The organism is Sphingomonas sp. Leaf30 (assembly GCF_001422525.1).
Taxonomy (GTDB): domain Bacteria; phylum Pseudomonadota; class Alphaproteobacteria; order Sphingomonadales; family Sphingomonadaceae; genus Sphingomonas; species Sphingomonas aerolata.
Window position 1 is genome coordinate 657,054 of the sequence record NZ_LMKZ01000001.1, and the last position, 13,483, is coordinate 670,536.

Below are 13,483 nucleotides of genomic sequence, written 5' to 3' on the forward strand. Positions count from 1 at the left end.
GCCGAGCAGCTGGCGACCATACCAGGCGTTGACGTCGCCGGTGCCACCGGTGCGCGCACGCCACCGGTCAGCGACCTGCGGATTGTCGGCAAGCTTCAGGTCGCGGACGACCGCGGCGGCGATCGCCTCGCTCTGCAGGACATCGGCCTGGGTCGCGACGAGCGCGACCACGCCATCCTCCGGCGCCGCCTCCCCGGTGACCGACTGGACCGGGCCGCCGTCGAACAGCAGCGAGGACTGCGCGACATAGGTCTTGGGCGTGACGGCCGTCCAGAGTGCGACCAGCACGACGATCAGTAGAATGATCGCCAGCTCGATACGCCAGCGCGCCTTGAGCGACGCGATCAGATCAGCGGGTATTAGCAAGGTTGCTCTCCTGCGGTGCGCCAAGCCGGGCCGCCGTGGTGGAAACAGGGGTCGTCATCAACAGCGCGATCAGCATCTGCGGCGCGGTACTGTCACGGAAATACACGCCATCGTGTTCGCCGTCATTGCCCCGTTCGCGGACCAATGCGGGGTCTAGCATCGAAATGGCACGATCATATCGATCGGTATCAAGCAAAACGACGTCCATTGTCGCGGCGGCGCGGGCCAAGGCCTCGAGCGCATCGCGCTGTTCGATCGTGCAGCCGAGCACGACCTTCGCGAACAGCCGTGCATCGGGCTCGTTCATCTGCGCCCAGTGGCTGAACGCATCGACGAAGCCGGTGCGGGTATGCGCCTTGGTGACGATATCCGCGTCGCTGCTGACAGCGGCGAGCGACGAGTGCCCGGCCAGCATACGCAGGTGATAGGGCGAGCCACAGGCGGCATCGGCGATCATCGCGCGCGCATCGGTATCGAAGCGGACGCCGGTATTGGCCTCGCCGCGTGCGATCAGTGCGTCGACGCTGTCGGCGCCGATCCGGCCCAGCGACACGATCCGCATGTGCCGGCGCAGCGACGGGTGGCCAGCGACGACGTCGGACACGGTCCGCGCGATCCCGACCAGCACGAACAGCACGGGCACGAGCGCGTCGGACAGCAGCTTCATCGCCGCCGCGACGTCGCTCTTCACGCTCGCATCCTCGATCCGGTCGAACTCGTCGAAGATCAGGATCGTCGGCGCGGTGACGCGGTCTGCCACCAGATCGACGAACGCCCGCGGGCCGAAATTGGCCGGCATCTGTTCGAGCTTCTGCGCAAAGGCACGCTGTCCGCCGGGCGCGAAGGCTGCAGGCGGGAGCGCATCGAGATAGAGCCTGATGATGTCGGCGAAGGTCGCATGCGGTTCGCACGCGAAATAGAGCACGACGGCGCCCGACTCATCCGCATGCTCACCGAGCACCCGCACCAGCGACGTCTTGCCCGAGCCACGTGCGCCGTGGATCACCGCATGCTGGTGAAAGTCGAGCGTCGCGGCGAGCAGATGGTCGAGCTCGACCGCGCGTCCGAACAGTTCGCCGCGGGTTCGCACCGGGCGTGCGGCATCGAACGTGTCCGCGATCCTGCGCCGGTCGCCGATCAGCCGCGTCGCGGTGCTGGCCGGGGCAGGATCCGCGGGCAGGTCGACGACCGGCGCGGCGGGCGGGGTGTAGCGATGCGTCAGCTCGATCACGGGGGGCTCGGCCCATCCGCGGCCGTCCAGCCAGCGCGTCAGCGATGCAATCCATGACTTCAACATAATTCTTGTATCTGCCTTGCCGATCCGGGGAGCGGGTACGCGACGTTGCTGCAACGCACAATAGGATTGCCGTACGGCTCCACGGGGCCACTATACCCTGTGATCATTAAGATTTGTGCCGTATCAGGATAGACATTTGCGATTTGTCCCCGGTCTTGTCGGGTTGCACGCTGTACATATACGGCCCCCACAGGGCGCCGCCTGCCCAATAGGTCCAACCGAGCCAGACGTCCGAGCCCGCGTCAAGTGTGCCGAGCACCGCATCGAGCGCGGCGAGGCAGTTCGGGTCGCTGCTCGCACCGAATTCGCCGAGAAATCCCCGTGCCTTATTGGCGCGCAGCCAGGCGGTGGCCGAATCGAATGCCTGTGCGGCGGCCTTTGGCGCCACACATTCCGGATGCGTGCCCGAGGAGTCGGCGTCGGGATATTGGTGCATCTCGAACGCCATGTTGTTCGCCGGGTCGACGAGCGTTTTCAGCGCCTCGCCGTTCGAGTCGCTGCCTTTCGTCCAGGAATGTGCACCCGACCAGTTCGTCCCCGGGACGAGCACCAGATTGCGCGCGCCCGTGGCGCGGATCGCCTGTAACGACGCCTCCGCAATCGGTCGCCACGCCGTGGCGGACAGGCCATTGGGTTCGTTCATCACGCCGAACGCGATACGCTTGTCCCCGGCATAATGGCGGGCGAGGCGGGTCCAGAGGTCGGCGAGCATCGCGCCGCGCGGGTCGATCTGGTCGAGCCGTTGGCCCCGGTATTTGGCGTAATTGTGCACGTCGAGGATGATCAGGCCGAACCCGCCGAGCCCCGCGATCGATTCGTCGAGCCGTGCGAGTTCCGTGGCGTCGATCGGGGCATTGGGCTGCGGTTGCAGCCGTTCCCAGAGAACGGGCACGCGGATCGCGTTCATGCCCGCGGCGACGAAGGGCGCGGTCTCCTGGGGCTTGGGATAGAAATAGTCGAAGCCGTAGCGCCCGGGAATGCGCTTGGAGGCAAAGCCGCCCGTCGCGATGTTGACGCCGGTATAGCGCGGATGCGCGGGTTTGCGCGGCCCTGTCGCGGAGGGGGCATCGGCGGCGGGATCGAGCGTGATCGGCAGACCAGTCCGCGCGGGCGCAATCATGACCGCAACGCCAGCCGTCGCGACCAGCGCAGCGCCTCCCAGCGCAATGAACAGGCCGTTATGTCGCATCGGCACGCCCATCACCCAAGCCGGCGACCCGTGCAAGCATCACTCGACCAACGCCGGGGGAATCGCGACGGCTGGCCCGGGTAGCGGGGTGCCCCGGCGCCGGCGGCGACGGACATGGCGGCGCAGTAGGGCATGGAAAAAAGGCGCCCCGTTGCCGGAACGCCCCCTTCTCAGGCCGTAACCGCAGACGTCAGGCTGCTGCGAAACGGACCTGGCGACAATGAACGCCCAGGGCATCGCATCAAACGAGACATTCCGACCCCCGGAAGCCGATCAACGATTCAGAGCCATTTTTCATTGATGAAGACCGAGTCCTCGGCCTTCAGTTCGCCGTCGAGATCGACCTTCTTCAGCTTCTCGCCGTTGCGGAAGATCGTGACGTTCCGTGTCGATCCGGCGAGCGTCGGACCACCGGCGCGGGCAAGCGCCTGGCGAACCGTCATCCCTGTCTTAAGCGCGAAAGAGCCGGGCGAATTCACCTGACCGTAGATATAGACCACGGGCGCGACCGGAACGAAGAGCGTGTCCTTCGCCTCGAGCAGCGTCGCCGCGCTCCATTCGCCGCTGAGGTCCGACAGGAGGATGCGGTGTTCGACCGGGTCGCCGTCGCGCTTCAGGATTGCAAAGTCCGCGCTTGTCCCACGCGTGCCGCCCGCGCGGGCGAGCGTCATGCCGACGGTCAGCTGCAGATCGAGCGGATAGATGCCGGGAGTTCCGACCTCGCCGAACACGGTCACCGAACTGCTGACGAACTGCGTGACCTCGACATTGACGACGGGCTTGACGAAATAGCCGCCGCTCCGCAGCCGGGCGGCGATGTCCGCGGCCAGTTCTCGCGCGGTCTGGTTGCGGACCTGGACCGCGCCGAGGAACGGCAGGGTGATCGTGCCGTCGTTTTTGACGCGCGTCTTGACCACCTGACCCGGACCCTGGCCGAAAATCGTCACCTCGACCTCGTCATTGGGGGCCAGCCGATACCCGTCGCTGGGCACGGCACCCGCCGGCGCAGGCGTGGGGGGCGCGGTTGGCACCTGCGCCCCGGCGGCAGCAGCGGCCATGAGCAACGGCAGAACAAGCGAATGCGCCATGCGGATCTTCATCATCATCCCCTTAGAAACGGGCCGTGACACCCGCCGATGCGGATGTGGCCGTATAGTCGTAAATCGCATTGTCGGCCGTGCGGCGCTGGTGAGCGACGCTCAGGCTGAGCCGCAGCGACCGGTGAAAATCGAATGCATAACTGCCACCGACCTGGTTCAGTCTGTCCTTGCCCCGTGGTGGCTGAAGCGTGAGCGCCAGATCCTCGCCGCGCGGGTCGCGTCGCGCGCGCTGGGCGAACAACGTGGCGGTGCTACGCGCCGAGAGCAGATAGGACACGTTGAGGTTGTAGCTGTCCGCGATGATATAGGTCGCGCCAAACGAGCTCTGATTCTGCACCGCACGGCGGCCGGAGCCGACGATCGTGAACCGGGGCACCGGTCGTATCGTCACCTGCGCGTCGAACGACGGACCGCTGAAGGACGGCACGGCTGCGCGCTTGGGGTCGGCATGCGTGATGCCGCCGCCAAGCCGGAAGCTGACGCGCGGCGCGACCGAACGTTCGAAGACCAGCTGGACGTCGGTGATCATCGTCGAATCGTCGATCCCGGTCAGATCCTCAATACCCGGGCGCGCGATCTTCGCAACCGAGCCAATGAGCTGCAGCGTACCGAGGCTGGGCCGCCCATAGCCGATCCCCGCGCGCAGCGCGGACTGGTTCGTGTCCAGAACCTTGCGGCTGCTGTTGGTGAGCGACACGCGGTTGACACCCACCGCGGGAAAGAAACCCGCCGCGGCGCGGCAACTCGCGCCGACGTCATAGGCCTGGCGCAGGAAGCTCTCGGTCACCACGGTGTTGGTGTCGCCGAGATCGAACTGCGCGCGTTCGAGCGCCGCGCTGCCGGTCACGCTGCAGGGCGCGCCGACCGGGGTCGTCACGCTCGAGGTCAGGTTGATCCGCTCGCGATCAAGGCCGCTGAACCGGGTGTTGAAATCATAGCCGACCGTGCCGCCGGCGGTGACGCGGGTGCGTCCGAAGATGCGGTTCAGGTTGACAGCCAGCGCCGGCGAAACGCGGATATTGTCGCGCGGCCCGCTCCCGCGCGCGTCGTTGAGACGCAGCACGTTGCTGTCATAGACACTGGTGATCACCGGCACGACACGAAACCGGTCGACATTGCCCGCGACGGGCACGCTGACGGGTGTGTTGACGTTGACCGTCTGTGCCTGCGCACCGCTCACCAAACCGCCAGTCATGGCCGCCGCGAGCGCGACCTTGCCGATCCGTGCAGTTCGCTCGTCTCGAGCCCTTCGCATTGTTTCCCGTCATGTTTTCAATTGCTACCCGCATGATGCGCGGTCGCATTTCGTCCTTCGAGCTATTCCGGCGCTTGTCAAATCGCGACTCGCGGCACCGGGCCCAAGGGCATCGCGTCTCGATAAGTGAAAAGCGCGATCAGGTCGAGTGACGGCGTCGCACGGTGCTGTCCCTTGATCGTACACCGGGTCGCGACGATTCGGGTGTCAGGCCTCGGCGATCAGGCTGAGAACGTCGCCGATCAGGCGTCGCATCGCGTCGCGCGCACCATCGGCATCGCGCGCGGCGATCGCGACGGCGACCGCGGCATGGTCGGCGATGTTCGCGCTGCGCCCCTTGATCCGGTTGGTGAAGCGGATCGAGGTGCGCAGCGCGGTTTCGACCACCGACTGAAACTGTGCGTAGAAGGGATTGCGCGACGCGCGCAGGACGGCGACGTGGAACGCGATGTCCGCGTCGAGCGGATCGTCATAGCTGCGCTCCGCAGCGGCCATCCGCGCCAGCCCCGCCTCGATCGCGACCATGTCCTGTTCGGTGTGGTACAGCGCCGCGAGCGCCGCCGCTTCGGGTTCGATCCCGATCCGCAGCTGGTTGAACTGCTGGAGCAGCTCGACCGAGAATTTGCGGTCCAGCAGCCAGCGCAGCACATCGGTGTCGAACAGGTTCCAGCTGCTCGATGGCTGGACGATCGTGCCCTGTCGCGGGCGCGCGCTGACCAGTCCCTTGGCGGTCAGCATCTTGACCGCCTCACGGGTCACCGATCGGCTGACGCCATGCGCCACCGCGATCTCCGCCTCGGTTGGGAAGGGCCGATCTGTATATTGGCCGGTCACGATGGCCTTGCCGAGCAGGTCGAGCATGCCATGCGTAAGGTTCCGTCCCAGATCCCGATTCTCCAGGGCAACGACGTCGGTCAGCACACGCTCCATAAAGCTTGTGTGGCGCAAACCGGTCCGGCTGTCACCCACTGCAAGCGTCTGGGTGGCGTGGATTGTCATATAATTCTGTCGCGCGTGTGCTGGGAAGGCGCTGCGGATGGGCAAACGGGCAATAACGCTATCCCCGGAAGACCGAACCGCCTAGACGGCGCGCTCCCCGGGGGGCCGCTGACGCGCGGCTGAGAGGTGGGCTGCAGCCCATGACCCGCTGAACCTGATCCGGTTGATACCGGCGTAGGGAGGGCTGGCGGCGCGTCCGTCGTCCCTCCGTGTGGAGTGGACGCAAGACCGTGATGATCCTTCGATTTGACCTGATGACGGGCCGGCCGCCCCGTGTTGCATGCAGTGCGCTGGCAGTGGCACTTGCTGCTGTGGTGGCCTTCGCCCCCGCCGGCGCGCAGACACAGGCGGATTCGCGGGACGGCGCCGACCCGGTCGATATCCGCGTGGTCGGCCTTCTTGATCCCGAGGGGCTGCTCCCCGATCAGACGGTGCCCAAGTCCGAGAGCGCGATCGCCGCGGCGTTCATCACCAAGCAGGCGCCGACGCTCAACGCGTTCCAGCTTGTCAACCTGCTGCCGGGCGCGACCGTCGCGTCGAGCGATCCCTACGGCCTGTCGACCAGTTCGAGCCTGACGTTGCGCGGGCTGGGGCAGGACGAGATCGGCGTGACGATGGAGGGCGCGCCGCAGAACGACATCGGCTATTATTATGCCTATCCCTCGCAGTTCGCCGATACCGAGAATCTGCAGCGCATCGCGCTGGCGCAGGGCGCGGTCGATATCGCGTCGCCGACGCTGGGCGGCGCGGGCGGGTCGCTGTCGCTCTGGCTCGACGATCCGAATGAGGCGCCGCGCGGGCTCGTCGACCTGTCGATCGGATCCTATGCGGCGCGGCGCGGCTTCGTCCGGCTCGATAGCGGGCGGATCGGCCAGACGGGGTTGCGGGCCTTCGTCTCCTATTCAAACACGCGCGCCAGCAACTGGCGCGGTGCCGGCCATGACACGCGCCAGCATGTCGATGCCAAGCTGCTCGGCGAATGGGGCAACGGCAACCGCGCGAGCCTGGCGCTGTCGTTCAACGATGCGAACTCGTCGACCTATCGCAGCCCGACGCTCGCCGAATGGCGCGCGCAGGGACGCGATTTCAACTTCGATGCGCGGTACAGCGCGGGCAACACCAATTACTGGCGGCTGTACCGCGCGCCGTTCCGCAACCTCTATGCGTCGGCGCCGGTGCATCTGGCGCTGGGCGCGGGGGTGACGCTCGACAGCACCAGCTATCTGCAGTTCGGTTACGGCAATTCGCCCTATGGGACGCAGCTCGGTACGACCGGTAACTTCCTGGGTATCGAGCCGCTCGCCGACCCGATCGCGCTGCCGGGTGCGGTCGACGGGGTCGCGACGGTGCTGGGCAATTATACCGGCGACCAGCGCCGCGTGGGCACGGTCAACACGCTGACGATCGAGCGCGGCATCCACCGGCTGACCGCAGGGCTGTGGTTCGATCACGGCACCGACCGCGTCGTCCAGTCCTATACCGCGGTCGGTGCCGACGGCGAACCGGCCGATCGCTGGGGGTATCGCGCAAAAGCGATCCGGACCGCCGACGGCCGGCTGCTCGCCTATGAGAACCAGCGGACCGTGACGGTCACCAAGGCGGCGTTCCTGGCCGACCATATTACGCTGACCCCGCGTCTCGCAGTCGATATCGGGTTCAAGGGCGTCAATGTCCTGCGCAGCGGGCGCAACTACCTGCCGGGCCCGCAGGACCGCGTCCGTCTCGACAGCTTCGCCGCGCTGCCGCGGGCGGCGGTGCATTACGAGATCGACGACCGGCAGCAGCTGTTCGCCAATATCACCACGAACTTCCGCACGCCGAACGAGTTCACGCTCTACGACAGCTATGCGGGCGGTGCGCTGGTCAGCGCGGGGACGACCGCGCTGAAGAACGAATATGCGGTCTCGCAGGAGCTGGGCTATCGCTATATCGGCCCCGCGCTGTCCGCATCGGTGACGGGGTTCCATTATGATTTCCGGAACCGCCAGCTGGCGACGGTCATCAACAATGGTGGCGCGCTGGTCAATTCGACGCTGAATGCCGGGGGACAGAGTTCCTACGGGATCGATGCCGAGATCGACTATCGCCCGGCGCGCGGTGTCAGCGTCTATGTCTCGGGCGAATATCTGCGCGCGCGGATCAGCGACGACCTGCCGGTCGGCGACGACTATCTGCCGACCCGCGGCCGGCATGCGGTCTCGAGCCCGACCGTGCAGATCGGTGGCGGCGGGACCTATGACGACGGACGGCTGTTCGGCAGTGTCGCGGTGAAATATGTCGGGCGGCAATATGCGACCTTCGTCAACGACGAGAGCATCAAGGGCTATGCGACGCTCGACCTGTCGGTCGGCGTGCATCTGGCGTCGATGCTCGACGGCAAGCGGACCGACCTGCGGCTGAACGCGATCAACGTGACCGATCCGCGCGTGCTGGCGGGGGTGCAGTCGGTCTCAACCAATGCGCGCGACGTGATCGGGCGCGGGGGGACGCTGATTTCGGGATCTGCGCCGACCTATTATGTCGGGAGTGGTGCGGCCGTCATGGCGACCATCTCGCGCGGCCTGTGACCGGTGCGGGCGCGATGATCGGCGCGGGCTCGCCGGCGGTGCATCTGGTCCACGGGATGGGTACCGACATGGCCGCACCGAGCTGGCCGGCGATCACCGCCGAGGAAGCCGCGACGGTGGTCGCGCAGTTTCCGGCCGCCGGTCCGCTCGAGCACGTGCACTGGCATTCGCCGCGGCCCTTCTCCGCGGCGGCGTTGATCGAGACCGGGCAGGGGATGTTCCTGCTCAAGCGGCATCACCGCCGGATGCGGACGCCCGATCAGCTGGGCGCGGAACACCGGTTCATCGCGCACCTGAGCCCGCACATTGCGGTGCCCGAGGTCATGACGCTCGCCGCCAGCGACAGCGGCGCGCCGGCCCGCGGCGACTGGACCTATGAACTGCATCGCAAGGCCCCCGACGTCGACCTGTATCGCGACCGGCCCTCCTGGACGCCGTTCCTGTCGCTGGCGCAGGCGCGGGCGGCGGGCGTGGCGCTGGCGCGGCTGCACCGGGCGTCGCAGGGGTTCGATGCGCCGGCGCGACCGCCACAACCGCTGGTCGCCAGCTTCACCATCCTGCCCGATCCCGACCCGATCGCGGCGACGGAACGCTATGTCGCGGCGCGGCCGGCGCTCGCCGCGTTCCTCGCCCCGCGGTCGTGGCGGCGTGAGCTCGCGTCGCTGTTCACGTCGCTCGGCGACGGGTTGCAGCCGCGGCTCGCCGCGCAGCCGCCCTTGTGGACGCATAATGACTGGCATCCCTCCAACCTGCTCTGGGAGGCGGAGGACGTGCGGACCGTCATCGATTTCGGGCTGGCGGACCGGACCTGCGCGCTGCACGACCTGGCGATCGCGATCGAACGCAGCGGTGTCGCCTGGCTGGCGCTCGGGCAGGGCGAGGATGCCGCGATCGGCCAGCCCGAGGCGGCGTGCGCGCTGCTGGCGGGCTATGCGGCGACGACCGCGTTCGATGCGGAGGACCGGGCGACGCTCGTCCGGCTGCTGCCCCTGGTACACCTCGAATTCGCCTTGTCGGAGGTCGCGTATTTCGCAGGGGTGCTCGGCGACATGAGCGCGGCGGCGCTGGCCTGGGATGGCTATCTGATCGGCCATGCGGCGTGGTTTCTGTCCGCGCCGGGGCAGGCGTTCCTCCGCCGGATCGCCGATGCGGAGAACGGCGCATGACGATGCTCGAGATCGCCGCGGTCGCGGTCAGTTTCCTCGGCATCTGGCTGACCGCGGTGCGGCGGCTGTGGTGCTGGCCGGTCAACCTGCTTGCCTGTGCGCTGTACTTCAAGCTGTTCCTCGACGTGCGGCTCTATGCGGACATGATGCTGCAGGCGGTGTTCGCGGGTGCGCTGGTCTATGGGTGGCGCAACTGGACGCGCGGGCGGCAGGATGCGGGCGACGTCGCCGTCGTGCCGCTACGGCCGATCCCCGCGCTGGCGGGGCTTTGCGCCGGTGCGGGTGCCGCGATGGCGATCGGCTTTGTCATGAGCCGCTATACCGACGCGGCGCTGCCCTGGATCGATGCGACGCTGAGCAGCTTCAGCCTGGTCGCGCAATATTGGACCGCGCGGCGGCACAGTGCGAGCTGGCTGCTGTGGATCGTCGTCGACATCGTCTATGTCGGGATGTTCGTCGTGAAGGGTCTGATGCTGACCGCGGGGCTCTATGCGGCGATGATCCTGCTCGCGCTGCTGGGCTATCGACAGTGGCAGGCGGCGCGTCAGAACCAGGCGCGCACACCGAGCGCGAGCGAGACCCCGCCGGTCGTATCGCCATCGCTGCGCGCATAACGCGCGGTGGCACCATAGCGCCGTTCCCAGGACAGTCCGACATAGGGCGCGAATTCGCGGCGGATCTCGTAGCGCAGTCGCAGGCCCAGTTCGGCGGTGGATAGCCCCGCGCCGATCCGGCTGCCAGGCATGTCCTGCGCGGCGAGGTTCAGCTCGACACGCGGCTGGAGGATCGCGCGCTGGGTGATGCGCTGGTCGTACCAGGCCTCCGCACGCGCCAGCACGTCGCCCTTGTCGGACAGGAACAGCGTGCCCTCGACGTCGAACCAATAGGGCGCCAGACCCTCGACCCCGAGCGCGGCATAGGTCCGTTTGGCGCCTGCGCCGAGATCCTGGCGGACGCCCGCCTGCAGGTTCCAGTACGGGTCGAGCGCGCGCGAATAGAGCGCCTGCACTTCGGCGGCCTCGACCCGGTCGCCGAAACCGCCTTCGCCTTCGGTTTTGACGACCAGCCTATCGATATCGCCGCCGAACCAGCCCGCGCCGTCCCAGCGATAGCCGTCGCGACCGCTGCGAACCTGCACCTCGGCGAGGTTGAAGAGGATCTGGCTGAAGCGCATGCCGCCATGTTCGTCGCGCATCATCCGGTTGGCCGTCGCCATCGTCGCGGAATCGTAGAAGCGCGCCGCCGCGAGCGTGGTCGGCGGGGCGGGTGGTGGCGCGGTGCCGGCGGGCTGGTCGGTGCCCGTCGGCGCGGCGGAATCGTCTGACGCGGGCGGGGCGCAATGGCCCATCGCGGCGTGTTCGGGCGGGCAGGGGTCGGCGGCGGCTGGGATGGCTGGGGGTGGCGGGGCCGCGCCAGTGGCGGCGGGTTGGCAATGGCCCATTGCGGCATGCTCGGCCGAGCAGGCGGCGGTCGGGGACATGTCCATCGCCGGCATCGCCGATGCGGCGGGCTTTGCGGTCTGCGCGCGCGCCGGCGCCGCCTTGCGCGCCGGCGCCGCCTTGCGCGCCGCGGGTTTTGCCGGGGCGGTCTTTTTGGGTGCCGGCCCTTTTGATGCGGGCTTTTTGGGCGCGGGTTTGGCGGGCATCGCCATGCCGGGCATCTTCATTCCGTGCATCTCGTGCATCTGTGCCGCGGCGGGCGTGGCCGTGACGGTCGCGAGGAAGAGAGCGAGCGTCTTCATGCCGCTGCTCCCGCTTCGTCATCGGGGCGGACGGTGACGACCTGCATCATGCCCGCGTGCATGTGGTAGAGCATGTGGCAATGGAACGCCCAGTCGCCGACGGCATCGGCGGTCAAGTCAAAGGTCGCGGTGCCGCCGGGGGCGACGTTGATCGTATGCTTGCGCGGCGCATGATCGCCGTGGCCGGTCACCAGCTCGAAGAAATGGCCGTGCAGATGGATCGGGTGCGCCATCATCGTGTCGTTGACCAGGGTCACGCGGACGCGTTCGCCCTGGCGGAACGGGATCGGCGCCTTGACCTCGTTCAGCTTCACGCCGTCGAACGCCCACATATAGCGTTCCATGTTGCCGGTCAGGTGGATCTGCAGCTGTCGCGTCGGCCCGCGCAGGTCGGGATTGCGGTCGAGCGCGACGAGATCGCGGTACACCAGTACGGTGTGACCGGTGTCGCTCAGGCCCTGTGGCGGCTCGCCGGTGCGATCCATCGGCATCGGCGCGACGGTCTGCACGGTCGGCGTCTTCGGCAGGCCCGGTGCGTTGGCAAAGTCGCGCATGCTGTGGCTCATGGCCGGCATCGGTGCCTCGCCGGCAGGAGTTTGCGCAGGCTTGTCCATGCCCGGCATCGTGCCGTGGTTCATCCCCGCCATGCCGCCCATCGCGCCATGATCCATCGCGGCCATGTCGCCCATGCCCATGTCCTTCATGGTCGCGAGCGGGCGTTTGCGCAGTGCCGGGACCGCAGCGACCATCCCGATGCGCGGCGTCAGCGTGGCGCGCGCCATGCCCGACCGGTCCCAGGCCTCGGCGACGAGCGTGTGGGCGACGGGCACGGCGGGTTCGACGATCACGTCGTAGGTTTCGGCGACCGCGATCTGGAACTCGTCGACCGCGACGGGCCGCACGTTCTGGCCGTCGGCCTGCACGACCGTCATCTTCAGCCCCGGAATACGGACGTTGAAATTGGTCATCGCCGAGGCGTTGATGATGCGCAGGCGGACGCGCTCGCCGGGCGTGAACAGCGCGGTCCAGTTGTCCGCGGGGCCATGCCCGTTGACGAGATAGGTGTAGGTTGCGCCCGTGACGTCGGACACGTCGGTCGGGTCCATCCGCATTCCGCCCCACATCCGCCGTTCGGCCGCCGGCTGATCCCGGCCCGCGAGCAGGCCGCCAAGCGTCTGCTTCTGATAGTTGAAATAGCCGCCCTGGAGCTTCAGCTTGCGAAAGATGGCGTGCGGGTGAAGCGGGCTGTGATCCGACAGGACGATCACATGTTCGCGGTCCGACACGATCGGATCGGCGCCGGCGGGATCGATCACGATCGGGCCGTAATGCCCCATCTGCTCCTGCAGCCCCGAATGGCTGTGATACCAATAGGTCCCCGCCTGCACGACGGGGAAGTCGTAGGTGAAGGTGGTTCGCGCCGGGATGCCGGGAAAGCTGATCCCGGGCACGCCGTCCATCTGGAACGGTACGAGCAGCCCGTGCCAGTGGATCGACGTCTCCTCGTCGAGGCTGTTGGTCACCGACAGCCGCACCTGCTGCCCCTGTTTCAGCCGGATCAGCGGCGCGGGGCTGGTGCCGTTGATGCCGATCGCGTGGCTGCGCGTGCCGTCGATCGTCCGCGTCAGATGCGCCACGGTCAGCGCGATATCGGTGCCGGACAGCACCGGCAGCGGGGTCGCGATCCCCGCGGACACGGGCTGGGCCCAGGCGGGGAACCAGGGCAGCGCGAGCGCGCCGCCGCCAAGCGTGGCGTCGCGGAGGAATTGGCGGCGGGTCGGTCGGGTCATGCGGATCCTCGGG

General features: G+C 67.6%; 10 protein-coding genes, 1 pseudogene and 1 riboswitch. Of the genes and pseudogenes, 3 read left to right on the forward strand and 8 right to left on the reverse strand.

The annotated features are described in order from the left end of the window. The 6 genes and pseudogenes from ASE89_RS20720 to ASE89_RS03180 form a co-directional block, all read right to left on the reverse strand. A pseudogene (locus ASE89_RS20720) lies at positions 1-366 on the reverse strand (hypothetical protein); the annotation flags it as partial. Further along, positions 350-1,660 (reverse strand): ATP-binding protein, encoded by a 1,311-nt coding sequence (locus tag ASE89_RS03160; protein WP_236701599.1) that lies wholly within the window; start codon positions 1,658-1,660, stop codon positions 350-352. The pseudogene ASE89_RS20720 and the gene ASE89_RS03160, both read right to left, overlap by 17 nt. 109 nt (positions 1,661-1,769) lie before the next feature. After that, positions 1,770-2,852 (reverse strand): glycoside hydrolase family 5 protein, encoded by a 1,083-nt coding sequence (locus ASE89_RS03165; RefSeq protein ID WP_236701600.1) that lies wholly within the window; start codon positions 2,850-2,852, stop codon positions 1,770-1,772. 281 nt (positions 2,853-3,133) lie between these two features. After that, the gene (locus ASE89_RS03170) at positions 3,134-3,952 is read right to left on the reverse strand and encodes an SLBB domain-containing protein (protein ID WP_168427544.1); all 819 of its coding nucleotides are present in this window, start codon (positions 3,950-3,952) and stop codon (positions 3,134-3,136) included. A gap of 10 nt (positions 3,953-3,962) precedes the next feature. Beyond that, positions 3,963-5,207, reverse strand: coding sequence for an outer membrane beta-barrel protein (locus ASE89_RS03175; RefSeq protein WP_082451210.1), 1,245 nt, complete (start codon positions 5,205-5,207; stop codon positions 3,963-3,965). 207 nt (positions 5,208-5,414) lie between these two features. Beyond that, the gene (locus ASE89_RS03180; RefSeq protein WP_056673965.1) at positions 5,415-6,137 is read right to left on the reverse strand and encodes a FadR/GntR family transcriptional regulator; all 723 of its coding nucleotides are present in this window, start codon (positions 6,135-6,137) and stop codon (positions 5,415-5,417) included. Between the two features lie 164 nt (positions 6,138-6,301). Then, positions 6,302-6,390, forward strand: a riboswitch (TPP riboswitch). A 70-nt stretch (positions 6,391-6,460) separates the two neighbouring features. Between ASE89_RS03180 and ASE89_RS03185 the strand changes: the two genes are divergently transcribed. Genes ASE89_RS03185 through pnuC form a run of 3 tightly spaced genes read left to right on the forward strand, consistent with a single transcriptional unit; the run spans position 6,461 to position 10,553 of the window. Continuing rightward, on the forward strand, positions 6,461-8,773 hold the full coding sequence (locus ASE89_RS03185) for a TonB-dependent receptor (RefSeq protein WP_056673968.1): 2,313 nt from the start codon (positions 6,461-6,463) through the stop codon (positions 8,771-8,773). Positions 8,774-8,787: 14 nt separating this feature from the next. Continuing rightward, positions 8,788-9,939, forward strand: coding sequence for a phosphotransferase enzyme family protein (locus ASE89_RS03190; protein WP_056675253.1), 1,152 nt, complete (start codon positions 8,788-8,790; stop codon positions 9,937-9,939). Continuing rightward, complete coding sequence (pnuC, locus tag ASE89_RS03195) at positions 9,936-10,553, forward strand: nicotinamide riboside transporter PnuC (RefSeq protein ID WP_056673970.1); 618 nt, start codon at positions 9,936-9,938, stop codon at positions 10,551-10,553. The genes ASE89_RS03190 and pnuC overlap by 4 nt, the downstream gene beginning before the upstream one ends. On the opposite strand, the gene ASE89_RS03200 is transcribed toward pnuC, so the two are convergent. Together ASE89_RS03200 and ASE89_RS03205 are read right to left on the reverse strand one after the other, a co-directional pair. Next, the gene (locus ASE89_RS03200) at positions 10,484-11,680 is read right to left on the reverse strand and encodes a copper resistance protein B (RefSeq protein WP_056673973.1); all 1,197 of its coding nucleotides are present in this window, start codon (positions 11,678-11,680) and stop codon (positions 10,484-10,486) included. The genes pnuC and ASE89_RS03200 overlap by 70 nt on opposite strands. Then, entirely contained in the window at positions 11,677-13,470 is a 1,794-nt protein-coding gene (locus tag ASE89_RS03205; RefSeq protein WP_082451211.1) for a copper resistance system multicopper oxidase, read from the reverse strand. The genes ASE89_RS03200 and ASE89_RS03205 overlap by 4 nt, the downstream gene beginning before the upstream one ends. Positions 13,471-13,483 lie beyond the last annotated feature (13 nt).